At 52.3% G+C, this 21,977-nt stretch carries 25 protein-coding genes; 14 read left to right on the plus strand and 11 right to left on the minus strand.

What is annotated here, in order from left to right:
* Nucleotides 1-13 precede the first annotated feature (13 nt).
* From cyoB to cyoE, 4 genes are read left to right on the plus strand one after another with little or no spacing between them, the layout of a single operon-like run.
* Complete coding sequence (gene cyoB / locus OGW44_RS18690; protein WP_185654222.1) at nucleotides 14-2,005, plus strand: cytochrome o ubiquinol oxidase subunit I; 1,992 nt, start codon at nucleotides 14-16, stop codon at nucleotides 2,003-2,005.
* Complete coding sequence (locus tag OGW44_RS18695) at nucleotides 1,995-2,609, plus strand: cytochrome o ubiquinol oxidase subunit III (protein ID WP_003831007.1); 615 nt, start codon at nucleotides 1,995-1,997, stop codon at nucleotides 2,607-2,609. The genes cyoB and OGW44_RS18695 overlap by 11 nt, the downstream gene beginning before the upstream one ends.
* Nucleotides 2,609-2,938 carry a cytochrome o ubiquinol oxidase subunit IV gene (locus tag OGW44_RS18700; RefSeq protein WP_003831006.1) on the plus strand — a complete coding sequence of 110 codons (330 nt, stop codon included), beginning with the start codon at nucleotides 2,609-2,611 and terminating at the stop codon, nucleotides 2,936-2,938. The genes OGW44_RS18695 and OGW44_RS18700 overlap by 1 nt, the downstream gene beginning before the upstream one ends.
* 11 nt (nucleotides 2,939-2,949) lie before the next feature.
* Entirely contained in the window at nucleotides 2,950-3,840 is an 891-nt protein-coding gene (gene cyoE, locus OGW44_RS18705; RefSeq protein ID WP_003831005.1) for a heme o synthase, read from the plus strand.
* Between the two features lie 59 nt (nucleotides 3,841-3,899).
* Here cyoE and OGW44_RS18710 read toward each other — a convergent pair whose 3' ends face one another.
* From OGW44_RS18710 to OGW44_RS18720, 3 genes are read right to left on the minus strand one after another with little or no spacing between them, the layout of a single operon-like run.
* Nucleotides 3,900-4,223, minus strand: coding sequence for a DUF1493 family protein (locus OGW44_RS18710; RefSeq protein WP_016152048.1), 324 nt, complete (start codon nucleotides 4,221-4,223; stop codon nucleotides 3,900-3,902).
* A complete protein-coding gene (locus OGW44_RS18715) occupies nucleotides 4,223-4,690 on the minus strand; it encodes an STM2901 family protein (protein ID WP_016155862.1) in 468 nt (155 codons plus the stop codon). Before OGW44_RS18715 ends, OGW44_RS18710 begins: the two co-directional genes overlap by 1 nt.
* Nucleotides 4,691-4,701: 11 nt before the next feature.
* Nucleotides 4,702-5,184, minus strand: coding sequence for an Hcp family type VI secretion system effector (locus OGW44_RS18720; RefSeq protein WP_016155861.1), 483 nt, complete (start codon nucleotides 5,182-5,184; stop codon nucleotides 4,702-4,704).
* A gap of 182 nt (nucleotides 5,185-5,366) precedes the next feature.
* Here OGW44_RS18720 and OGW44_RS18725 point away from each other — a divergent pair, with 182 nt between their 5' ends.
* Nucleotides 5,367-6,731 (plus strand): MFS transporter, encoded by a 1,365-nt coding sequence (locus OGW44_RS18725; RefSeq protein WP_016152045.1) that lies wholly within the window; start codon nucleotides 5,367-5,369, stop codon nucleotides 6,729-6,731.
* Nucleotides 6,732-6,825: 94 nt separating this feature from the next.
* Here the strand turns inward: OGW44_RS18725 and OGW44_RS18730 are convergent, their stop codons facing one another.
* On the minus strand, nucleotides 6,826-7,317 hold the full coding sequence (locus OGW44_RS18730; RefSeq protein WP_003831002.1) for a YajQ family cyclic di-GMP-binding protein: 492 nt from the start codon (nucleotides 7,315-7,317) through the stop codon (nucleotides 6,826-6,828).
* Nucleotides 7,318-7,491: 174 nt separating this feature from the next.
* Here OGW44_RS18730 and panE point away from each other — a divergent pair, with 174 nt between their 5' ends.
* Genes panE through OGW44_RS18745 form a run of 3 tightly spaced genes read left to right on the plus strand, consistent with a single transcriptional unit; the run spans nucleotide 7,492 to nucleotide 10,067 of the window.
* Nucleotides 7,492-8,403 (plus strand): 2-dehydropantoate 2-reductase, encoded by a 912-nt coding sequence (gene panE / locus OGW44_RS18735; RefSeq protein WP_016155860.1) that lies wholly within the window; start codon nucleotides 7,492-7,494, stop codon nucleotides 8,401-8,403.
* Complete coding sequence (gene yajL, locus OGW44_RS18740; protein WP_016152043.1) at nucleotides 8,366-8,956, plus strand: protein deglycase YajL; 591 nt, start codon at nucleotides 8,366-8,368, stop codon at nucleotides 8,954-8,956. Before panE ends, yajL begins: the two co-directional genes overlap by 38 nt.
* Before the next feature lie 31 nt (nucleotides 8,957-8,987).
* Nucleotides 8,988-10,067: a hypothetical protein gene (locus tag OGW44_RS18745; protein ID WP_046276092.1), complete on the plus strand. Its 1,080-nt coding sequence runs from the start codon at nucleotides 8,988-8,990 to the stop codon at nucleotides 10,065-10,067.
* A gap of 99 nt (nucleotides 10,068-10,166) precedes the next feature.
* Here OGW44_RS18745 and thiI read toward each other — a convergent pair whose 3' ends face one another.
* Nucleotides 10,167-11,615 (minus strand): tRNA uracil 4-sulfurtransferase ThiI, encoded by a 1,449-nt coding sequence (thiI, locus tag OGW44_RS18750; RefSeq protein WP_185654221.1) that lies wholly within the window; start codon nucleotides 11,613-11,615, stop codon nucleotides 10,167-10,169.
* A gap of 208 nt (nucleotides 11,616-11,823) precedes the next feature.
* Between thiI and xseB the strand changes: the two genes are divergently transcribed.
* The 4 genes from xseB to yajO are packed head-to-tail and all read left to right on the plus strand — an operon-like array spanning nucleotide 11,824 to nucleotide 15,884.
* Nucleotides 11,824-12,066, plus strand: a complete 243-nt coding sequence (xseB, locus tag OGW44_RS18755) for an exodeoxyribonuclease VII small subunit (RefSeq protein ID WP_016152040.1) — start codon at nucleotides 11,824-11,826, stop codon at nucleotides 12,064-12,066.
* Nucleotides 12,067-12,966: a (2E,6E)-farnesyl diphosphate synthase gene (gene ispA, locus OGW44_RS18760; protein WP_016152039.1), complete on the plus strand. Its 900-nt coding sequence runs from the start codon at nucleotides 12,067-12,069 to the stop codon at nucleotides 12,964-12,966.
* A 24-nt stretch (nucleotides 12,967-12,990) separates the two neighbouring features.
* Nucleotides 12,991-14,853: a 1-deoxy-D-xylulose-5-phosphate synthase gene (dxs, locus tag OGW44_RS18765; RefSeq protein ID WP_049042283.1), complete on the plus strand. Its 1,863-nt coding sequence runs from the start codon at nucleotides 12,991-12,993 to the stop codon at nucleotides 14,851-14,853.
* Between the two features lie 56 nt (nucleotides 14,854-14,909).
* On the plus strand, nucleotides 14,910-15,884 hold the full coding sequence (gene yajO / locus OGW44_RS18770; protein WP_131347881.1) for a 1-deoxyxylulose-5-phosphate synthase YajO: 975 nt from the start codon (nucleotides 14,910-14,912) through the stop codon (nucleotides 15,882-15,884).
* Between the two features lie 100 nt (nucleotides 15,885-15,984).
* On the opposite strand, the gene pgpA is transcribed toward yajO, so the two are convergent.
* From pgpA to nrdR, 6 genes are all read right to left on the minus strand, one after another.
* Nucleotides 15,985-16,503, minus strand: a complete 519-nt coding sequence (pgpA, locus tag OGW44_RS18775; RefSeq protein ID WP_016152036.1) for a phosphatidylglycerophosphatase A — start codon at nucleotides 16,501-16,503, stop codon at nucleotides 15,985-15,987.
* A complete protein-coding gene (thiL, locus tag OGW44_RS18780) occupies nucleotides 16,481-17,458 on the minus strand; it encodes a thiamine-phosphate kinase (protein WP_075846808.1) in 978 nt (325 codons plus the stop codon). The genes pgpA and thiL overlap by 23 nt, the downstream gene beginning before the upstream one ends.
* 77 nt (nucleotides 17,459-17,535) lie before the next feature.
* Nucleotides 17,536-17,955 carry a transcription antitermination factor NusB gene (nusB, locus tag OGW44_RS18785; protein ID WP_000801129.1) on the minus strand — a complete coding sequence of 140 codons (420 nt, stop codon included), beginning with the start codon at nucleotides 17,953-17,955 and terminating at the stop codon, nucleotides 17,536-17,538.
* Between the two features lie 19 nt (nucleotides 17,956-17,974).
* The gene (ribH, locus tag OGW44_RS18790; protein ID WP_016152034.1) at nucleotides 17,975-18,445 is read right to left on the minus strand and encodes a 6,7-dimethyl-8-ribityllumazine synthase; all 471 of its coding nucleotides are present in this window, start codon (nucleotides 18,443-18,445) and stop codon (nucleotides 17,975-17,977) included.
* An 86-nt stretch (nucleotides 18,446-18,531) separates the two neighbouring features.
* Complete coding sequence (gene ribD, locus OGW44_RS18795; protein ID WP_185654220.1) at nucleotides 18,532-19,635, minus strand: bifunctional diaminohydroxyphosphoribosylaminopyrimidine deaminase/5-amino-6-(5-phosphoribosylamino)uracil reductase RibD; 1,104 nt, start codon at nucleotides 19,633-19,635, stop codon at nucleotides 18,532-18,534.
* 3 nt (nucleotides 19,636-19,638) lie between these two features.
* On the minus strand, nucleotides 19,639-20,088 hold the full coding sequence (gene nrdR, locus OGW44_RS18800) for a transcriptional regulator NrdR (protein WP_016152032.1): 450 nt from the start codon (nucleotides 20,086-20,088) through the stop codon (nucleotides 19,639-19,641).
* 153 nt (nucleotides 20,089-20,241) lie between these two features.
* Here nrdR and OGW44_RS18805 point away from each other — a divergent pair, with 153 nt between their 5' ends.
* Nucleotides 20,242-20,781 (plus strand): SadB/YajI family lipoprotein, encoded by a 540-nt coding sequence (locus OGW44_RS18805; protein WP_016155853.1) that lies wholly within the window; start codon nucleotides 20,242-20,244, stop codon nucleotides 20,779-20,781.
* Between the two features lie 298 nt (nucleotides 20,782-21,079).
* On the plus strand, nucleotides 21,080-21,943 hold the full coding sequence (locus tag OGW44_RS18810; RefSeq protein WP_003021561.1) for a nucleoside-specific channel-forming protein Tsx: 864 nt from the start codon (nucleotides 21,080-21,082) through the stop codon (nucleotides 21,941-21,943).
* Nucleotides 21,944-21,977: the final 34 nt, after the last annotated feature.

Below are 21,977 nucleotides of genomic sequence, written 5' to 3' on the forward strand. Positions count from 1 at the left end.
GAGGAAGAATACGATGTTCGGAAAATTGACGCTGGATGCAGTGCCGTTCCATGAACCAATTGTCATGGTTACGATCGCTGCCATTATCATCGGTGGTGCGGCCTTACTGGGCCTAATCACTTACTTCGGTAAGTGGATCTACCTGTGGAAAGAGTGGCTAACTTCGGTTGACCACAAACGCCTTGGCATCATGTATGTCATTGTCGCAATCGTCATGTTGATTCGTGGCTTTGCCGACGCCATCATGATGCGTAGTCAGCAAGCGCTGGCTTCTGCAGGTGAAGCGGGCTTCCTGCCACCTCACCACTACGACCAGATCTTCACGGCTCACGGCGTGATTATGATCTTCTTCGTGGCAATGCCATTTGTTATCGGTCTGATGAACCTGGTGGTTCCGCTGCAGATCGGCGCACGTGACGTTGCATTCCCGTTCCTGAACAACCTGAGCTTCTGGTTCACCGTTGTCGGCGTAATCCTGGTTAACCTGTCTCTGGGCGTGGGTGAATTCGCACAGACCGGTTGGCTGGCGTACCCGCCACTCTCGGGAATAGAGTACAGTCCAAGCGTCGGGGTCGATTATTGGATATGGGCAGTCCAGTTGTCCGGTATTGGTACAACCCTAACCGGGATCAACTTCTTTGTGACCATCATTAAGATGCGTGCGCCAGGAATGACCATGTTCAAGATGCCGGTATTTAGCTGGGCATCGCTGTGTGCGAACATCCTGATTATCGCGTCTTTCCCAATCCTGACGGTTACCGTCGCGTTGCTGACCCTGGATCGCTATCTGGGCACCCATTTCTTTACCAACGATATGGGCGGCAACATGATGATGTACATCAACCTGATTTGGGCCTGGGGCCATCCGGAAGTGTACATTCTGGTTCTGCCGGTCTTCGGTGTGTTCTCCGAAATCGCTGCAACCTTCTCACGTAAACGTCTGTTTGGTTACACCTCACTGGTGTGGGCAACCGTCTGTATCACCGTTCTGTCGTTCGTTGTTTGGCTGCACCACTTCTTCACCATGGGTGCAGGCGCTAACGTAAACGCCTTCTTCGGTATTACCACCATGATTATCGCCATCCCGACCGGGGTGAAGATCTTCAACTGGCTGTTCACCATGTACCAGGGTCGTATCGTATTCCACTCAGCGATGCTGTGGACGATTGGCTTTATCGTTACCTTCTCAGTCGGCGGCATGACCGGCGTACTGCTGGCGGTTCCGGGTGCGGACTTCGTGCTGCACAACAGTCTGTTCCTGATTGCGCACTTCCATAACGTTATCATCGGCGGCGTCGTATTTGGATGCTTCGCAGGTATGACCTACTGGTGGCCAAAAGCGTTTGGCTTCACGCTGAACGAAACCTGGGGTAAACGCGCATTCTGGTTCTGGATCATCGGCTTCTTCGTGGCGTTTATGCCGCTGTATGTGCTGGGCTTTATGGGGATGACCCGTCGCCTCAGCCAGCAGATTGACCCGCAGTTCCATCCGATGCTGGTCGTTGCCGCCTGCGGTGCCGCGCTGATTGCATTGGGTATCCTGTGCCAGCTGATTCAGATTTTCGTTTCTATTCGCGACCGCGAGCAGAACCGCGACCTGACCGGTGACCCATGGGGTGGTCGTACGCTGGAGTGGGCAACCTCTTCCCCGCCTCCGTTCTACAACTTTGCTGTTGTGCCGCACGTTCATGAGCGTGATGCCTTCTGGGAAATGAAAGAAAAAGGTGAAGCGTACAAGCAGCCTGCGCACTATGAAGAAATTCATATGCCGAAAAACAGCGGTGCCGGTATCGTCATTACCGCCTTCGCAACACTGTTTGGTTTCGCCATGATCTGGCATATCTGGTGGCTGGCGATTGCAAGCTTCGCAGGCATGATCATCAGCTGGATTGTGAAAAGCTTTGATGAAGACGTGGATTACTACGTGCCGGTCCCGGAAGTCGAAAAACTGGAAAACCAGCATTTCGATGAGATTACTAAGGCAGGGCTGAAAAATGGCAACTGATACTTTAACGCACGCGACTGCCCACGCGCACGAACACGGGCACCACGATGCAGGCCAGACCAAGATCTTCGGATTCTGGGTCTACCTGATGAGCGACTGCATTCTGTTCTCTATTCTGTTTGCAACCTATGCCGTTCTGGTGAACGGCACCGCAGGAGGCCCAACAGGTAAGGACATTTTTGAACTGCCGTTCGTTCTGGTTGAAACATTCCTGCTGTTATTCAGCTCTATTACTTACGGCATGGCGGCGATCGCCATGTACAAGAACAACAAGAGCCAGGTTATCTCCTGGCTGGCGTTGACCTTCTTGTTTGGTGCCGGATTCATCGGGATGGAACTCTATGAATTCCATCACCTGATTGTTAACGGTATGGGCCCGGATCGCAGCGGCTTCCTGTCTGCGTTCTTCGCGCTGGTCGGCACGCACGGTCTGCACGTCACCTCCGGTCTTATCTGGATGGCGGTGCTGATGGTGCAAGTTGCTCGTCGCGGCCTGACCAGTACTAACCGTACCCGCATCATGTGCCTGAGCCTGTTCTGGCACTTCCTGGATGTGGTGTGGATCTGTGTGTTCACTGTTGTTTATCTGATGGGGGCGATGTAATGAGTCATTCTAACGAGAGCGGCGGCGCATCCCATGGCAGCGTAAAAACCTACATGACAGGTTTTATCCTGTCGATAATCCTGACGGTTATTCCGTTCTGGATGGTCATGACAGGTTCTGCCTCTCCTGCCGTCATTCTGGGAACTATTCTGGCAATGGCAGTGGTACAGATTCTGGTGCACCTGGTGTGCTTCCTGCACATGAATAGCAAATCTGATGAAGGTTGGAACATGACAGCCTTTGTCTTTACTGTGCTAATCATCGCCATCCTGGTTGTGGGCTCCATCTGGATTATGTGGAACCTTAACTACAACATGATGATGCACTAAGAGCGGCGATTATGATGTTTAAGCAATACCTGCAAGTAACAAAACCAGGCATCATCTTTGGCAACCTGATCTCGGTGATTGGGGGATTCCTGCTGGCCTCGAAAGGCAGCATTGATTATCCCCTGTTTATCTACACGTTGGTTGGGGTGTCACTGGTTGTGGCGTCGGGTTGTGTATTTAACAACTACATCGACAGGGATATCGACAGGAAGATGGAGAGGACCAAAAACCGTGTGCTGGTTAAAGGTCTGATTTCCCCTGCGGTCTCGCTGGTATACGCCACCCTGCTGGGTATTGCTGGCTTTATGCTGCTGTGGTTTGGCGCGAACCCTCTGGCCTGCTGGCTGGGGGTAATGGGCTTCGTGGTCTATGTGGGCGTCTATAGCCTGTACATGAAGCGCCATTCCGTTTATGGCACGCTGATTGGCTCACTCTCCGGCGCTGCGCCGCCGGTGATTGGCTACTGCGCCGTAACAGGTGAGTTCGATAGCGGTGCGCTGATTCTGCTGGCTATTTTCAGTCTGTGGCAGATGCCGCACTCTTACGCGATTGCGATTTTCCGCTTTAAGGATTATCAGGCAGCCAACATCCCGGTACTGCCGGTGGTGAAAGGTATTTCGGTCGCGAAGAACCATATCACGCTGTACATCGTGGCGTTTGCTATCGCCACGCTGATGCTAACCCTGGGCGGCTATGCTGGTTATAAATACCTGATTGTTGCTGCGGCGGTGAGCGTCTGGTGGTTGGGCATGGCGCTGCGCGGTTATAAAGTGGAAGATGACAGGGTCTGGGCACGCAAGCTGTTCGGTTTCTCCATCATCGCCATTACCGCGCTTTCCGTGATGATGTCCGTTGACTTTATGGTGCCAAACTCGCAGAACCTTCTGACTTACGTCTGGTAAAGATCTGCTGATACGAAAAGGGTGCCTCCGGCACCCTTTTTTATTGGCAGGGATGTTATTCAGTCATAAAGCCATTTCCCCGCCTTTGCTGACTCTATAATCATCTCTACTGTCAAAGGCTTTAATTCAATTTCAGGAGGATCTTTTTTCCAGAAAGGGTATTCTTGTTCAATATAATTCCTTCCATCAAAGTTCGAATATTCAATATCAAAATGCTCAAATAAATCAGCTAAAAAATCATATGCATCTTCCGGAATAAACTGAAAATCATCCTCCAGGGTCCATTCTTTCGTGACCTGCTTAAGACCAGGCCTAAACCAACGTTCCCTGATTGGGTAATTCTTCATGATGTACTCAATAACTTCAGCTTCATAATTTCTCATCAGAAAGATGTCCACTGTATGCGATCTTTGGGTCGTACGATGAGGTTGTATTTATCGCGGGTATGTTTTGTCACCGCGAACAAAAGCACGATTAACTGAGCATGCCCAACAAAAGGAACCCAACGGCCTATGTAAGTTGCTATTTGGTTTGTTGGAACCATCTTCAATTTGGAAAACTTCCCCATAGGAGCGTGTAGTCTTAAACCAAACGGGAACCGAGCCCCTTTCAGAAGTTTTCTACATAGAATTGATGCAATACTAGTGCCTGGGGTGTTCGTGGCTGCTGATAGTTTTCCTTTGACAGGAATAAATGGTTGACCGATCAAAACCAGCATAACAGCTTCCGTGGTGATACCTAATGAATCTGCCAACTGCTCAATGAATATCAAATCAAACAGTTCACCCGACGTTACGTTAGCGTGACCATGATACCAATAGGTTCCATTCGCCTCTTCAGTTGTGTCCATTCAATCCCCCATTATGCCGTCTGCCGGTCATTCCATGCGTCGGTATAGATAATGTTCCCGTCGCAATGCTTCCAGGTGATTTTTTCGTAGCGTAATTCTATGGTTTCAAGATGGTTATTATTCATGTCCTCTGGACCAGCCATCGAGGGAGAAACGGAGACAATCCGCACCCCTTCCAGAAACATATTGAAGTATTCAACTTCCTGACCGGCATCATTGATTTTGTACCAACGAATCTCTGCGGACTTAAGATTCTGACCAGAAGCGACAGCTTTGTATAAATACGGGCTAGAGTAGTCAAACTCTTTGACGATCATCATCGGTGAATGTTGGCGTGTGCCTGTTGGCTTGCCTGTACCGTTATCAGTGGGAATAGACAAATTGTGATGAAAGCCTTTAAATTCAATACTGTATTCTCTTCCCTTTACATCACACCCGCCCTTAATCAGCGCACCACCATCGTCATAAATCCACATATTGCCCGGAATCGCCATTTTCCTTTTCCCTCTTTCCATTAGAAATAACCACAAAAAGACTACACCTGTAATTATCGCAAGTAAATTAGTCGCAGTTGTAATTATTTCGATTTTCCCACTACACAATTCCACATATCGTAGAGGTTTACCGCACTCCTTCCCCGCTTTACACTAGGCGCGAAATTAATACAGAGGTGGGAATGAACGATTACAAAATGACGCCCGGTGAGTTGCGCGCCACCTGGGGTTTAGGGACCGTATTCTCGTTGCGCATGCTTGGCATGTTTATGGTTCTGCCGGTTCTGACCACGTACGGTATGGCGCTACAGGGTGCCAGTGAAGCGCTAATTGGCCTTGCCATTGGCATTTATGGTCTGGCGCAAGCCGTTTTCCAGATCCCCTTTGGTCTGCTTTCTGACCGCATCGGTCGTAAGCCGCTTATCGTCGGCGGGCTGGCGGTGTTCGTTCTCGGCAGCGTGATTGCCGCCCTCTCCGATTCAATCTGGGGCATTATTCTCGGTCGCGCTTTGCAAGGCTCTGGCGCGATTGCCGCCGCCGTGATGGCGCTGCTTTCCGACTTAACCCGTGAGCAAAACCGTACCAAAGCGATGGCGTTTATCGGCGTCAGCTTTGGTATCACCTTCGCCATTGCGATGGTGCTAGGACCGATCGTTACCCATGCGCTGGGGCTACACGCGCTGTTCTGGATGATTGCAGCTCTTGCAACCACCGGCATCGTGCTAACCATTTGGGTCGTTCCCAATAGCACCAGCCACGTGCTGAACCGCGAATCTGGCATGGTAAAAGGCAGCTTCAGCAAAGTGCTGGCGGAGCCCAAACTGCTCAAGCTCAACTTTGGCATCATGTGTCTGCACATTTTGTTGATGTCCACTTTCGTCGCCTTACCGGGCCAACTGGCGAAAGCCGGTTTCCCCGCCGCAGAGCACTGGAAAATTTATCTGGTGACGATGCTGCTGTCTTTTGTTTCCGTGGTGCCGTTCATCATCTACGCAGAAGTGAAGCGGCGGATGAAGCGCGTATTCCTCGCCTGCGTGTTACTGATCCTTATCGCAGAGATTGTATTGTGGAGCGCTAACGTGCGTTTTTGGGGGCTGATTGCAGGCGTTCAGATATTCTTCCTCGCCTTTAACCTGATGGAGGCCCTCCTCCCCTCGCTTATCAGCAAAGAGTCTCCGGCTGGCTATAAAGGCACGGCGATGGGCGTTTACTCCACCAGCCAGTTTCTTGGCGTGGCGATTGGCGGTTCGCTCGGCGGTTGGGTGGTCGAAATGTTTGATGGTCAGGCGGTATTCCTGGCCGGCGCGCTTCTGGCGGCAGTTTGGTTGTTGGTGGCAAGCACAATGAAAGAGCCGCCATATGTCAGTAGCCTGCGAGTGGAAATCCCACCTGAGATTGCCGCAGATGACACCCTTAAGCAGCGTCTGCTGGCTAAAGAAGGGATAAGCGAAGTGTTAATTGTAGCGAAAGAGCATTCGGCTTACGTGAAAATCGACAGCAAAGTGACGAATCGATTTGAGGTTGAACAGGCCATCAGCCAGGCGTGAAGAGTGCCAGATGGCGACTATCGTTTGACCCGGCCTACAAATAGCGTGTGAAACCTGTAGGCCGGATAAGCGTAGCGCCATCAGGCATTACGACTTAATCGCGGAAGTTCTTAAACTGGAACGGCTGGCCGAGATCGCCGCCGCGAACCAGCGCCATAACGGATTGCAGATCGTCACGCGCCTTGCCGGTCACGCGGATTTCTTCGCCCTGAATCTGCGCCTGCACCTTCAGTTTGCTGTCTTTGATCAGCTTAACGATTTTCTTTTGCACCGCGCTTTCAATACCCTGTTTCAGCTTAGCTTCAACAAACCAGGTTTTACCGCTGTGCACGAAGGTTTCTGGTACGTCCAACGAAGTGCCTTCAATACCACGTTTCAGCAGCTTGGCACGTAAAATATCCAGCAACTGATTGACCTGGAAATCAGACTCGCTTAGCACCTTAATCGTCTTATTCGACTCGTTCAGCTCAAAAGTCGCTTCAACGCCACGAAAATCAAAGCGTGACTCCACTTCGCGGCTGGCGTTATCTACCGCGTTACGGGCTTCCTGAAGATCAACTTCAGAAACAATATCGAAAGATGGCATCTTTTCCTCTCCCTTCATTTTTGATGCGAAGCATAATACCTGCAAAGTTACACAACAGACAGCGCTATACTAGGCTGTATCCTTTAATTGTACGTGGTACTGATACCTGCGAACAATAATGGGGTACGGCCGATATGGATTAACACCTGGTGATGTTGCAGGTGAGGAGGAAGAATGAAAATTACCGTACTGGGATGTGGAGCGTTAGGACAGCTTTGGCTAACCACGCTGTGCAAACATGGACATGAGGTTCAGGGGTGGCTACGCGTACCGCAACCCTATTGCAGCGTTAACCTGATCGACACGGATGGGTCAGTATTCAATGAATCCCTGACGGCAAACGACCCCGATTTTTTGGCGAAAAGCGACCTGTTGCTTGTCACTCTGAAAGCCTGGCAGGTTTCTGATGCGGTCAAAGGCCTGGCCGCCATTCTGCCTGACACCACTCCCATTCTGCTGATTCACAACGGTATGGGGACGATTGAAGAGTTACATAACATTAAGCAACCTCTGCTGATGGGCACCACAACCCACGCGGCACGCCGTGACGGGAACGTGATCATTCATGTCGCTCAGGGAACAACAAGGATTGGTCCGGCGCGTGAACAAGACGGTGATTTCAGTTATCTGGCTGAAGTCCTGCAAGAGGTGCTGCCGGACGTCGCCTGGCACAACAATATTCGCGCTGAGTTGTGGCGCAAGCTGGCCGTCAACTGCGTCATTAACCCGCTGACCGCATTATGGGATTGCTCGAATGGAGAGTTACGCCATCATCCTGAAAAAATAGCACTCATCTGCGAGGAGGTGGCGGCGGTCATTGAACGCGAAGGCCACCACACATCAGCAGATGATTTACGCTATTATGTTGAGCAAGTGATTGACAGTACGGCGGAAAATATCTCATCAATGCTGCAAGACATACATGCCCTGCGCCATACTGAGATCGACTACATTACCGGTTATTTGCTAAAACGCGCCCGCGCGCACGGCATCGCCGTCCCGGAAAATGCCCGCCTGTTTGAAATGGTTAAGAGAAAGGAAAGTGAGTATGAGCGCTCAAGCACTGGTATGTCTCGCCCCTGGTAGTGAAGAGACCGAAGCGGTCACCACTATCGATCTGCTGGTTCGCGGCGGAATTAAGGTCACGACCGCAAGCGTTGCCAGCGATGGCGGCCTGACGATCGTGTGCTCACGCGGCGTAAAACTACTGGCGGATGCACCATTAGTGGAAGTTGCTGACGGGGATTTCGACATTATCGTGCTGCCCGGCGGTATTAAAGGCGCCGAGTGTTTTCGCGACAGCCCTCTGCTTGTCGAAACCGTGAAACAGTTTCATCGCTCCGGGCGCATTGTCGCGGCAATTTGCGCCGCTGCCGCCACAGTCCTCGTCCCACACGATATTTTTCCCATCGGTAACATGACCGGTTTTCCGGCGCTGAAAGACAATATTCCCACTGACCAGTGGCAGGATAAGCGCGTCGTATGGGATCCGCGCGTCAATCTGTTAACCAGCCAGGGACCGGGAACCTCAATCGATTTCGGTTTAAAAATCATTGATCTCCTGGTGAGTCGCGAAAAAGCTTACGAAGTGGCATCACAACTGGTGATGGCAGCGGGAATTTATAACTACTACGAGTAATCTTCAGGCCACTCGCATTCAAGGAATTATGATGAAAGGATATCTGAGCGGAGTGGCTTTACTGCTCCTTTCCGGCTACGCCAGTGCGACTCAACTTGAAATTGAGAGCCTTGAGTATCGCTATCCCGCAAGCACTGAGATGCAATATCGCGTGCCGTGGTTTACCTCAACGGATAACCCACAGGTTGCAAAACGCATTAACGATTATATTTTCACAAGCTTTATCAATCAGCTACCGGGAAATAATCCACGAGCGACCGTGAATCAGTTTGCGAAATCAGAGATGAATCCCACCGCAAACCTTGACTACACGGTTGAGTATCGCGACGCCAAAGTGTTGACCCTCAACATGTTTGTCGAAGGCTGCGGGGCGTATTGCGAGTCGTACAATGTACCGATCAGCTTCGATTTAGCCAACGGCGCGACAATTACCCTTAACGACCTCTTTTCCCGCTCCACGATGACCGAATTAAACACCCGTATCAGAAAAGATATCCGCAGCCAAATTGATACCTTTGTTGCCGCACAGAAATCACAAAAGCCGGAGCAAATAAAAGAAGACGGTGGAGATTCTGGCTTTGCCGAATTCTACGCATCGTGTGCAACCTACACCGACGGTCTGTACTACATCGACAAATTCTCCCTGCAAAAAGACCATCTGGCTTTCCTGAACGGACGTTGTAGCAACCACGCCAATCGCGCGGGTGACGAACTGGGCGATTTCACCACGAAAATCCCGACCGTTGAACTGCATAATCAGCTCACGCCTTACGGCCAGTATCTGACTGCCGCAAAGAGATCTACACCGGTTTCGCCAGCGCCCGGCATTGACGGCAAGGTCATGTACGGCACGTTGGGAAAAAGCATGCGTATTGTGTTGAAGGTCGACTGCAAATACGGTGATTTTTTTGAAGGGGCTTACTTTTACCAGAAATTTGGCGCACCGATTGAATTAAACGGTAAATGCGACACAGCCGACAATCAACATTATGTACTGAAGACCTCTGCCGCTGAACAATCGGAAGAGAAGATAACGCTGGAGTTAAAAGACGGCGTCTATCAGGGTGTCTGGGAGTCGAACGGGAAAAAGCTCCCCATCCGTTTTGAATAATATTGTTATATTGCCGGATGGCAGCGTAAACAATTTATCAGGCCTACAAAACATACCGCTTGCAGGCCTGATAAGCGCAGCACCCTCAGGCAAAAGTCACTACGGGCGATATACCCTCACGTTTTCAAAGCCCTGCTCGCGCAGATACAGCGCCTGCAGACGGCTCATCACCCCGCGTTCACACCACAGCAGCCAGGTTTTACTCTGGTCCAGATCGCCGAATTTGGTGCTCAGTTTGTAGAACGGCAGAGAAACGACGTCCACACCGTCAACCTTCAGCGGTTTGTCATCCTGTTCATCCACAGAGCGGATATCCAGAATCACATCGTTCGGGCCGAAGCCGCTCACGGTTTCCACTTCCACCACGGTCTGCTGCGTCTGCTGGGCGATATCACGAATATCGATATTGTTCGCTTCTTCAACCACTTTATCGAGGATAGAGAAATCGAAGTTTTCTTCTTCGGCCTCAATCTTCGCTTTAATCGCTTTCACCGTCGGGCTTTTTGAAATCACACCGCAGTATTCCGGCATGGTACGGGCAAAGTCCTCAGTACCAATTTCACGCGCCAGATTAATGATGTGCTCCTTATCATGGGAGATAAGCGGGCGCAGGATCAGGGTGTCAGAAACGTTATCGATCAGGCGCAGGTTGGTCAGCGTCTGGCTGGACACCTGGCCCAGCGCTTCACCGGTTACCAGCGCCTGTACGCCGTAGCGCTCAGCGACTTTCGACGCTGCACGAACCATCATACGTTTAAGGACCACGCCCATCTGACCGTCGTCGACTTTCTCCAGGATCTCGCCAACCACCGGCTCAAAGTTGATCGCGACAAAACGCACGCGATGCGAGCTACCAAAGCGGTTCCACAGATAATGCGCCACCTGACGAACGCCGATTTCATGCGCTGCGCCGCCGAGATTAAAGAAGCAGTAGTGCACACGGCAACCGCGACGCATCAGCATATAGCTGGACACGCCGGAGTCGAAACCACCGGAAATCAGCGACAGTACATCTTCCTGCGTCCCGATCGGGAAACCGCCAATACCTTCATAGCGGCCTTTAACCAGCAGCAGACGGTCGTTTTCGATTTCAAGATTAACCGTCACGTCCGGCTTCGTCAGCTTCACGCGCGCGGATTCAATATGCTGGTTCAGTCCACCGCCAACATAGCGTTCCACCTCAATAGAGCTAAACTCATGCTTACCGCGACGCTTAACGCGTACGCAGAAGGTTTTGCCTTCCAGTTGATCGCGATACTGCACCAGCGCTTTCTCGAAAATATCGTGCATATCGGTAAACGGCACGTCTTCAACTTCGAGAATATGGTGGATCCCCGGAATACGGGTCAGCGCGTCGCGAATATCCAGGCGCTGGCTTTCATCTTTAGCGCGAACCTCAACGTGATCCCAGTGGCGGACAACGGCAAGGTCTTCATTATAGTGCTTTAAAACGTTACGAATGTTCCCTGTCAGAATTTTTATAAAGCGCAAACGCACAGATTGGCTTTTGATGGTGATTTCTGGGAACAATTTAATGATAAACTTCATGGCGGCAATGGTTCTTTGGCAAGTCTGAATGACTTGTAATGGAAAAAAATACAGCAGCCCATACCCTGCGGCTGCATCCAGGCGCGCAAGTATACCACCATCATGGTCATCCTGTGCACATCGCCTTACCATTGTGCGTTATTTGCTTATCAGTGCGAGTCCGTTACCATAGCCTTGTGCTGCCAATACAGAGAGTCAGACATTCATTATGCCGAAGAAAAATGAAGCGCCAGCCAGTTTTGAAACAGCGCTGAGCGACCTGGAACAGATTGTTACCCGTCTGGAAAGCGGCGACCTGCCGCTGGAAGAAGCGTTGAACGAATTTGAACGTGGCGTACAGTTAGCACGTCAGGGACAGGTCAAGTTGCAACAGGCTGAACAGCGCGTACAAATCCTGCTGTCAGATACTGAAGACGCCGCCCTTACGCCTTTCACACCGGATAATGAGTAAATGGATTTTACGCAGCAGCTACAGGCTTGCGTTGAGCAGGCCAACCAGGCACTGAGCCGTTTTATCGCGCCATTGCCCTTTCAGAACACTCCCGTGGTCGAAACCATGCAATATGGCGCATTATTAGGCGGTAAACGTCTGCGCCCGTTTCTGGTGTATGCGACCGGTCAGATGTTTGGCGTCAGCCTGAGTACGCTTGATGCTCCCGCTGCCGCCGTCGAGTGTATCCATGCCTATTCGCTGATGCACGATGACTTACCCGCGATGGACGACGATGACCTGCGCCGCGGTCTGCCGACCTGCCACGTAAAATTTGGCGAGGCTAATGCGATCCTGGCTGGAGATGCGCTACAGACGCTGGCGTTCTCCATTATCAGCGACGCCCCGATGCCGGAAGTTTCTGATCGTGACCGCATCGCGATGATCTCTGAACTGGCCCAGGCCAGCGGTATCGCCGGTATGTGCGGCGGTCAGGCGTTGGATCTGGACGCTGAAGGCCATCAGGTAGAATTGGATGCGCTGGAGCGTATTCACCGCCATAAAACCGGGGCATTGATTCGCGCCGCCGTGCGTCTGGGTGCGTTAAGCGCAGGCGATAAAGGGCGAGAATGCCTGGCAATACTCGACAAGTACGCAGAAAGCATCGGTCTGGCCTTCCAGGTTCAGGATGACATCCTGGATGTGGTAGGCGATACTGCAACATTGGGTAAACGTCAGGGTGCTGACCAGCAGCTTGGCAAAAGTACCTATCCTGCACTTCTGGGTCTTGAGCAAGCCCAGAATAAAGCCCGGGATTTAATTGAGGATGCCCGCCAGTCGCTAAGTTTGCTGGCCGCACAGTCACTCGATACCTCGGCACTGGAAGCGCTAGCGGACTACATAATCCAGCGTGATAAATAAACCAACATATCCCATGAGCTTGCGATGAGTTTTGATATAGCCAAATACCCGACCCTGGCGCTGGTCGACTCCACTCAGGAGTTACGCCTGCTGCCAAAAGAGAGCCTGCCAAAGCTTTGCGACGAACTGCGCCGCTATTTGCTCGACAGCGTAAGCCGTTCCAGCGGGCACTTCGCCTCTGGTCTGGGCACGGTGGAACTCACCGTAGCGCTGCACTACGTCTACAACACCCCGTTTGACCAGTTAATCTGGGATGTGGGACATCAGGCTTACCCGCACAAAATTCTGACCGGCCGCCGCGATAAAATCGGCACCATTCGGCAGAAAGGCGGTTTGCATCCATTCCCATGGCGCGGTGAGAGCGAATATGACGTACTGAGCGTTGGGCACTCCTCAACCTCCATCAGCGCAGGTATCGGTATTGCGGTTGCCGCCGAGAAAGAAGGCAAGGAACGCCGTACCGTTTGTGTGATTGGGGACGGTGCAATCACCGCAGGCATGGCATTTGAAGCGATGAACCACGCGGGTGATATTAAGCCCGACATGCTGGTTATCCTCAACGACAACGAAATGTCGATTTCAGAGAACGTCGGCGCGCTGAACAATCACCTGGCGCAACTGCTCTCTGGCAAACTCTACTCCTCGCTGCGCGAAGGCGGGAAGAAAGTGTTCTCCGGTGTACCACCGATTAAAGAACTGCTCAAACGTACCGAAGAGCACATCAAAGGCATGGTTGTGCCGGGTACGCTGTTTGAAGAGCTGGGCTTTAACTATATTGGTCCGGTGGACGGTCACGACGTGCTGGGGCTTATCACCACGCTTAAGAACATGCGCGATCTCAAAGGTCCACAGTTCCTGCACATCATGACCAAAAAAGGTCGTGGCTACGAGCCTGCGGAAAAAGATCCGATTACGTTCCACGCGGTACCCAAATTCGATCCATCCAGCGGATGTCTGCCGAAAAGCAGCGGCGGCCTGCCGAGCTATTCAAAAATCTTCGGTGACTGGCTGTGTGAGACCGCGGCGAAAGACAATAAGCTGATGGCGATCACCCCGGCGATGCGCGAAGGCTCCGGTATGGTGGAGTTCTCACGTAAGTTCCCGGACCGCTACTTTGATGTGGCGATTGCCGAGCAGCACGCGGTGACGTTTGCGGCCGGTCTGGCGATTGGCGGTTATAAGCCGGTCGTGGCTATTTACTCCACCTTCCTGCAACGCGCTTACGATCAGGTACTGCATGATGTCGCCATCCAGAAACTGCCGGTCCTGTTCGCCGTCGACCGGGCGGGTATCGTTGGCGCAGATGGACAAACCCACCAAGGGGCGTTCGACCTCTCTTTCCTGCGCTGTATCCCGGAAATGGTCATTATGACCCCAAGCGATGAGAACGAATGTCGCCAGATGCTGTTCACCGGCTATCACTACAACGACGGTCCAACGGTCGTACGTTATCCGCGCGGTAACGCGGTGGGCGTTGAGCTGGCGCCGCTGGAACATCTGCCAATCGGCAAAGGCATCGTGAAGCGTCACGGTGCGAAAGTAGCGATCCTCAACTTCGGCACCCTAATGCCGGAAGCCGCTCAGGTCGCAGAGTCACTGAACGCCACGCTGGTTGATATGCGCTTTGTGAAACCGTTGGATGAAACGTTGATCCTCGAAATGGCAGCCCAACACGAGGTGCTGGTCACCCTCGAAGAGAATGCCATTATGGGCGGCGCTGGTAGCGGCGTAAACGAAGTGCTAATGGCCCATCGCAAGCCTGTTCCGGTGCTGAACATTGGCCTGCCTGACTTCTTCATCCCGCAGGGGACTCAGGACGAGGCTCGCGCCGAACTGGGACTTAATGCCACTGGAATTGAGGCCAAAATCAAGGCCTGGCTGGCATAATCCCCTCCCCGCTCCTGCTATGCTTAACTCATCACGAGCATAGCAGGAGTGGATTAATGAAATACAACACCTTAGGAAAAACCGACCTACGGGTCTCCCGCCTTTGCCTGGGTTGCATGACGTTTGGCGAGCCCAATCGCGGCAATCACGCCTGGACGCTACCTGAAGAAAGCAGCCGCCCGATAATCAAACACGCTATTGAAGGCGGCATTAACTTTTTTGATACCGCCAACAGCTACTCCGCTGGTAGCAGCGAAGAGATTGTCGGCCGCGCGCTGCGTGATTTCGCCCGCCGCGAAGAGGTCGTGGTCGCCACCAAGGTTTTTCACCAGGTTGATGATTTAGCGGAAGGATTATCCCGCGCACAAATCTTGCGCTCAATCGACGATAGCCTCAGACGCCTGGGTATGGACTATGTGGACATCCTGCAAATTCACCGCTGGGATTACAATACGCCTATCGAAGAAACGCTGGAAGCCCTTAACGACGTAGTGAAAGCCGGTAAAGCTCGCTATATTGGCGCCTCATCCATGCACGCGTCTCAGTTTGCTCAGGCGCTGGCTTTACAGAAACAACACGGCTGGGCGCAGTTCGTTAGCATGCAGGATCACTACAACCTGATCTACCGTGAGGAAGAACGCGAAATGCTGCCGCTTTGCTATCAGGAAGGCGTCGCGGTGATCCCTTGGAGTCCGCTGGCGCGTGGTCGCCTGACGCGCCCCTGGGGAGAAACGACCGCACGTCTGGTTTCTGATGAAGTCGGTAAAAATTTATACTCTGAGAGCGATGAAAACGACGCGCAAATTGCCGCGCGGCTGACCGGTGTCAGTGAGGAATTAGGCGTAACGCGTGCGCAGGTTGCGCTGGCCTGGCTGCTAAGCAAACCGGGGGTGGCAGCGCCGATTATCGGCACTTCGCGCGAGGAACAGCTGGATGAGTTACTTAATGCGGTGGATTTGACGCTGAAGCCAGAGCAGATTGCCGAGCTGGAAACGCCGTACAAACAGCATCCGGTGGTCGGATTTAAATAATCTGGCATTGCCCGATGGCGCTACGCTTATCGGGCCTACGAAACCGCCATCGTGTTTCCAGGCCAGATAAGGCGTTTACGCTGCCATCCGGCAAACCTATTTAAATGATCCCTACCGGCCAGTGATGGCCGATAAAATACAAAATTCCGGCGGAGAGTATTCCGGCCACAATATCATCAATCATGATCCCCGTACCGCCATGCACGTTGCGATCGAACCAACGGATCGGCCACGGCTTCCACATATCCAGAATACGGAAAATCACAAATCCCGCGGCGACCCACTGCCAGTCGTGGGTCGGCAGCGCCATCAGGGTTATCCACATCCCGACAAACTCGTCCCAAACAATGCTACCGTGATCGTGCACGCCCATATCTTTCGCCGTTTGATGGCACAGATAAACGCCGATACAGATAGACAACATGACCACCAGTGAATACAGCTGCCACGGCAGAAACGTCATTAAATACCAAAAAGGGATCGCCGCCAGCGATCCCATCGTGCCTGGAACAATTGGGCTCAGCCCGCTGCCAAAACCGGTGGCCAACAGGTGCCACGGATTGCGCATACTCAGGCGGCTTTTGGCGACATCTTTTTTAAGGCGCGGCAAAATGGTCATATCCTTTCCAGTCGAACGTGACGGGTTTTCCGTCGCGCGTAAAGTGAATGCCTTCCACGTCCGCGCTCATCTGCCCAATGCAGGTAAACGATGCGCCGAGATTTCCCAGCGCCACGTCCAGTGCGCCACGGTTAATTTCCGGTACGGTAAAGCATAACTCATAATCTTCCCCCCCCGAAAGCGCCCAGCGCAGGGCTTGTTCCGGCTCAACGTGTTGGGCAAATGCCGTGGAGTATGGCAACGCATCGACGTTAACCCGCGCCCCACAGCCGCAGGCATTGACGATATGCCCCAGATCGGAAATCAGGCCGTCGGAAATATCGATAGCCGCACTGGCCAGATCGCGTAGGGCTTGTCCCTGCAAAATACGCGGCGTTGGACGCAGATGACGTTTAAGCAGATAGTCTGCGTCTTTTGCATCTGCCACCTGCAAGCGATCCTGCAAAATCGCCAGCCCGGCCGCGCTGTCGCCCGGCGTACCGGTCACATAAATCCAGTCCCCCGGTTTCGCACCGGAGCGTTTTAAGGCCCGTCCAACAGGGACGTAGCCGTGGATACCCAGCGTCATCGACAGTGGCCCACGCGTGGTGTCACCACCTATCAGCTGCATATCATAGTAATTGAGGAGTTCAAACAGGCTATCGCTGAAGGCTTCAAGCCAGGCTTCATCGACGTCAGGCAGTGTGAGCGCCAGCGTCAGCCACGCAGGATCGGCTCCCATCGCCGCCAGATCGCTCAAATTCACCGCCAGCGCTTTCCAGGCGAGATCGGTGGGATCAATGTCGGGGAGGAAGTGGTTGCCTGCCACCAGCGTATCGGTGCTGATCGCCAGCGTCTGTTTTTCAGGGATGTTCAGAAGTGCGCAATCGTCACCAATACCGGTTTCGACATCAAGACGAGACGTTCTTACGCGGTCAAAATAACGGGCAATCAGGGAAAATTCGCCGCATGCCATACGTTATGCCTCAGCAGAAAAAAAAGAAAAAGCCGGGGGCAGCGGAAACAAGTTCCACCATCCAGCCGGCCTCGGGATTACTTTTTGTTGGGGCGAATCACAGGTGCTGCTTTATCCAGTACGCCGTTCACGAATTTATGGCTGTCTTCAGCGCCGAAGGTTTTCGCCAGTTCAATCGCTTCGTTGATGGCCACTTTGTACGGCACATCACTACGTTTAGACAGTTCAAACAGCGCAATACGCAGCACGGCTTTTTCTACCTGACCCAGCTCTTCCAACAGACGAGACAGATAAGGCTTCATTAATCCATCCAGGTACGCGCTGTTAGTCGCCACCCCGGACAGCAGTTCACGGAAATACAGAACGTCGACATCTTTTACGTCCTGTTCCGCCAGGAACTGGTATTCAACATCAGCGATGTCGTTCTGGGACAACTGCCAGGAGTAGAGCGCCTGGACGGCACACTCACGGGCGCGGCGACGAGCAGCAGGTTTCACGGATTTCCCCTTACAAAAATCAGGCCTTGATGGCTTTCAATACATTAATCATTTCAAGTGCAGTCAGTGCAGCTTCTGCGCCTTTGTTGCCAGCTTTAGTGCCAGCACGTTCGATGGCTTGTTCAATACTTTCGGTGGTCAGAACACCGAAGGCTACCGGAATGCCACTGTCCTGAGCGACATGCGCCAGGCCATTGCTTGCACCGCCAGCCACATATTCGAAGTGCGCGGTACCACCACGAATCACCGTACCTAACGCAATCACCGCGTCGTATTTACCGGATTTTGCAAGTACTGAGGCTGCCAGCGGCAGCTCATACGCGCCCGGAACCCAAACGACGGTAATGTTTTCATCTTTAACCTGACCAATACGTTTCAGGGCGTCGATCGCACCTTCCAGCAGGCTGTCATTGATAAAGTTGTTGAAACGCGCAATGGTGATGGCGACGCGAGCGTCCGGGGTAGCAACGTTAGCTTCAATAATGTTCATATTCTTCCTTCGGATTCACTAGACCCCGCAGGGGGGCGGATTTTATCATAATAATCTGTGCGCTGCTTCCCTTTCGAACCGGGAGATCATGCGCCCACTAAATGCAGGCAAAGGTCCGGACCTACATGGCGTATTTCGTTGAATTTGAAATGGGGGGCGTCAGCCAGTTTCTCAAGGCCTGGAAGCACACATAATCCTCGTGCATCGCTGCCTAACAGTTTAGGCGCAACATACACGATTAGCTCATCGACCAGACCGGCCTGTAATAACGCGCCCGCAAGCGTTGGACCTGCTTCAACCCAAATGCTGTTAATTTGCTGCTTGCCCAGTAGCATCATCAGCACCACCAGATCCAGATGCCCGTTATGTTCCGGCACCTTCAGGCTGCGCACCGTCTCCGGCCAACTACGAGGATCATCTTTTGTCCGGGCAATCCAGGTTTCTCCAGGCTGTTGCACAATACGGTGTTCCGGCGTGACCTGATTCTGGCTATCAACAACAATGCGGATAGGCTGGCGCAGATTTTCCTGCGGGTAACTCGCCTGGGTTGACTCCCCAAGTTCCGACCAACGCACGGTAAGCTGAGGGTCGTCAGCCAACACCGTAGCGCTGCTGGTTAAGATGGCGTGGCTTTGCGCCCGTAATCGTTGCACATCGCGACGCGCCTGCGGCGAGGTTATCCACTGGCTTTCACCACTGGCCATCGCCGTACGCCCATCAAGCGACGCACCAAGTTTAAGCTGCACGTAGGGGAATCCCGTACGCATACGCTTGAGAAAGCCTTTATTAAGCTGCTCAACCTCGCTCATCATCAGCCCGTGACTGACGTCAATGCCCGCCTGCTGCAAACGGTAGAGACCACGACCTGCTACCTGCGGATTGGGATCCTGCATCGCTGCAACCACACGTGACACGCCTGCGGCAATCAGCGCATCGCAGCACGGGGGGGTACGACCATGATGGCTGCAGGGTTCAAGCGTTACATAGGCAGTCGCCCCTTGCGCTTTTTCTCCAGCCATGCGCAGAGCGTGGACTTCGGCATGCGGTTCGCCCGCGCGGTGATGATACCCTTCACCGACGCTCTCCCCATCTTTGACAATCACACAGCCCACGTTGGGATTGGGGTGAGTGGTAAAACGTCCGCGCGCAGCAAGCTTCAGCGCGCGCGCCATGTACAATTCATCCTGCATGGCTTAGTCCTGTAGGCGAGCAATCTCTTCGCCAAATTCTTTGATATCTTCGAAACTCCGGTAAACCGAGGCAAAGCGGATGTAGGCGACTTTATCGAGTTTTTTCAACTGCTCCATCACCAGGTTGCCGATCATCTTGCTCGGCACCTCACGCTCGCCAGTCGCACGCAGTTGTGATTTGATATGGTTCAACGCCATTTCGACGTCATCTGAGCTGACCGGACGTTTCTCAAGCGCTCTGAGCATGCCGCTGCGCAGCTTATCTTCATTAAAGGGTTCACGCACATCGTTGCTTTTCACAACGCGTGGCATGACAAGTTCAGCCACTTCAAAAGTGGTGAAACGTTCGTTACAGACCAGACACTGCCGACGGCGGCGTACTGAGGAGCCCTCGCCTACAAGACGAGAGTCAATTACCTTAGTGTCTACGGCGAAACAGAATGGGCAATGCATACGGCGTCCTGTCCTCAGTGGTTAACAGAAATCTATTTTACCCTGAACTGGCGTGACAACAAAGGCGCAGCGCTTTTGAGACAAAGGATCGATGCCTTCGTGCTCGGTGCGCACTACCATTATGCTATCGCGACAATGAAGGAAGTAATCACAATGACAAGACGTTACCTAAGAATTCTCCTGGTGGGAAGTCTCTTTAGTCTTAGCGCATGCGCACAGCAAAGCGAAGTACGCCAGATGCATCAAAGCGTTAGTACGTTGAATAAAGAGATGACACAGCTAAATCAGGAAACGGTAAAAATTACACAACAAAATATGTTGAATGCCAAATCAACCAGCGGAGCCTATCTGCTGCCGGGTTCCAATACACCAGCCCGACTGGACAGCCAGATTGGCATGTTACGGATGTCACTTGTCAATATTGCGCCGAACGCCGACGGCACGCGGCTCACATTACGTATTCAGGGTGAATCCACTACGCCTTTACCCGCCTTTAGCGCCACCGTCGAGTATGGACAAATTCAGGGCACCACGGATAACTATCAGGAAACGAACGTTCAGAACCAATTGGTAACGGCCCCGGCAAGTATCCTTGCTCCCAGCGACGTAGACATTCCGCTGCAGATAAATGGCCTCTCTCCGGACCAGTTAGGATTTGTTCGTATCCACGACATCCAGCCTGTTAATCAATAAACTTTTTTGCGGGACGTTTTGTGCGTTCCGCAACATCACTCCGGCCCGTTTTGTTACTCACCTGACATAACCGATATTTCTGGTAAAACTTGGCAACATTCATGGGAGCCAGTACAATTCGCCGCCTAAAGTAAGCAAACGTGAACGCAATCGATTACGTAAATGATAGAACTGTGAAACAACACATATTTTTGTGAACAATGATTTTTATAATAGGCTCCGAAGAAACACGAAATATTTAGAAACGCAATTTGCGCCTTTTTCACTCCCGAAAGGGATTTCAAACAGTGGCATACATATGAAAAAAACATTACTTGCAGCCGGTGCAGTGCTGGCGCTCTCCTCGTCTTTTACTGCCAACGCTGCAGAAAATGACAAACCGCAATATCTGTCCGACTGGTGGCACCAGAGCGTCAACGTAGTGGGAAGCTACCACACCCGTTTCTCCCCGAAACTGAACAACGACGTTTATCTGGAATACGAAGCGTTTGCCAAAAAAGACTGGTTTGACTTCTATGGCTACATCGATATTCCGAAAACCTTCGACTGGGGTAACGGCAACGATAAAGGCATCTGGTCTGACGGTTCCCCGCTGTTTATGGAAATCGAACCGCGTTTCTCCATCGATAAACTGACCGGTGCTGACCTGAGCTTTGGTCCGTTCAAAGAATGGTATTTCGCCAACAACTACATCTACGATATGGGTGATAACAAAGCCAGCCGCCAGAGCACCTGGTATATGGGTCTGGGTACCGATATCGATACCGGTCTGCCGATGGGTCTGTCCCTGAACGTGTATGCTAAATACCAGTGGCAGAACTATGGAGCATCCAACGAAAACGAGTGGGATGGCTACCGTTTCAAAGTGAAATACTTTGTGCCGATCACCCAGGTTTGGGGCGGCCAACTGACCTACATCGGCTTCACCAACTTCGACTGGGGCTCCGATTTGGGTGATGATCCGAACCGCACCAGCAACTCTATCGCTTCCAGCCACGTCCTGGCGCTGAACTACGATCACTGGCACTACTCCGTAGTAGCGCGTTATTTCCATAACGGCGGCCAGTGGAAAGGTGGAGATACTCTGAACTGGGGCGAAGGCGACTTCAGCGCGAAATCTACCGGTTGGGGTGGTTACCTGGTCGTAGGTTACAACTTCTAATCCTGCCAATTTATCGCAGACAAGCCAGCTTAAC

This window comes from Citrobacter sp. Cb023, from assembly GCF_030336805.1.
GTDB lineage: Bacteria > Pseudomonadota > Gammaproteobacteria > Enterobacterales > Enterobacteriaceae > Citrobacter > Citrobacter braakii.

Coding starts and splice junctions, on each gene's coding strand:
- cyoB (WP_185654222.1), top strand. CDS start 14: ATGTTCGGAAAATTGACGCTGGATGCAGTGCCGTTCCATGAACCAATT.
- OGW44_RS18695 (WP_003831007.1), top strand. CDS start 1,995: ATGGCAACTGATACTTTAACGCACGCGACTGCCCACGCGCACGAACAC.
- OGW44_RS18700 (WP_003831006.1), top strand. CDS start 2,609: ATGAGTCATTCTAACGAGAGCGGCGGCGCATCCCATGGCAGCGTAAAA.
- cyoE (WP_003831005.1), top strand. CDS start 2,950: ATGATGTTTAAGCAATACCTGCAAGTAACAAAACCAGGCATCATCTTT.
- OGW44_RS18710 (WP_016152048.1), bottom strand. CDS start 4,223: ATGAGAAATTATGAAGCTGAAGTTATTGAGTACATCATGAAGAATTAC.
- OGW44_RS18715 (WP_016155862.1), bottom strand. CDS start 4,690: ATGGACACAACTGAAGAGGCGAATGGAACCTATTGGTATCATGGTCAC.
- OGW44_RS18720 (WP_016155861.1), bottom strand. CDS start 5,184: ATGGCGATTCCGGGCAATATGTGGATTTATGACGATGGTGGTGCGCTG.
- OGW44_RS18725 (WP_016152045.1), top strand. CDS start 5,367: ATGAACGATTACAAAATGACGCCCGGTGAGTTGCGCGCCACCTGGGGT.
- OGW44_RS18730 (WP_003831002.1), bottom strand. CDS start 7,317: ATGCCATCTTTCGATATTGTTTCTGAAGTTGATCTTCAGGAAGCCCGT.
- panE (WP_016155860.1), top strand. CDS start 7,492: ATGAAAATTACCGTACTGGGATGTGGAGCGTTAGGACAGCTTTGGCTA.
- yajL (WP_016152043.1), top strand. CDS start 8,366: ATGAGCGCTCAAGCACTGGTATGTCTCGCCCCTGGTAGTGAAGAGACC.
- OGW44_RS18745 (WP_046276092.1), top strand. CDS start 8,988: ATGAAAGGATATCTGAGCGGAGTGGCTTTACTGCTCCTTTCCGGCTAC.
- thiI (WP_185654221.1), bottom strand. CDS start 11,615: ATGAAGTTTATCATTAAATTGTTCCCAGAAATCACCATCAAAAGCCAA.
- xseB (WP_016152040.1), top strand. CDS start 11,824: ATGCCGAAGAAAAATGAAGCGCCAGCCAGTTTTGAAACAGCGCTGAGC.
- ispA (WP_016152039.1), top strand. CDS start 12,067: ATGGATTTTACGCAGCAGCTACAGGCTTGCGTTGAGCAGGCCAACCAG.
- dxs (WP_049042283.1), top strand. CDS start 12,991: ATGAGTTTTGATATAGCCAAATACCCGACCCTGGCGCTGGTCGACTCC.
- yajO (WP_131347881.1), top strand. CDS start 14,910: ATGAAATACAACACCTTAGGAAAAACCGACCTACGGGTCTCCCGCCTT.
- pgpA (WP_016152036.1), bottom strand. CDS start 16,503: ATGACCATTTTGCCGCGCCTTAAAAAAGATGTCGCCAAAAGCCGCCTG.
- thiL (WP_075846808.1), bottom strand. CDS start 17,458: ATGGCATGCGGCGAATTTTCCCTGATTGCCCGTTATTTTGACCGCGTA.
- ribH (WP_016152034.1), bottom strand. CDS start 18,445: ATGAACATTATTGAAGCTAACGTTGCTACCCCGGACGCTCGCGTCGCC.
- ribD (WP_185654220.1), bottom strand. CDS start 19,635: ATGCAGGATGAATTGTACATGGCGCGCGCGCTGAAGCTTGCTGCGCGC.
- nrdR (WP_016152032.1), bottom strand. CDS start 20,088: ATGCATTGCCCATTCTGTTTCGCCGTAGACACTAAGGTAATTGACTCT.
- OGW44_RS18805 (WP_016155853.1), top strand. CDS start 20,242: ATGACAAGACGTTACCTAAGAATTCTCCTGGTGGGAAGTCTCTTTAGT.
- OGW44_RS18810 (WP_003021561.1), top strand. CDS start 21,080: ATGAAAAAAACATTACTTGCAGCCGGTGCAGTGCTGGCGCTCTCCTCG.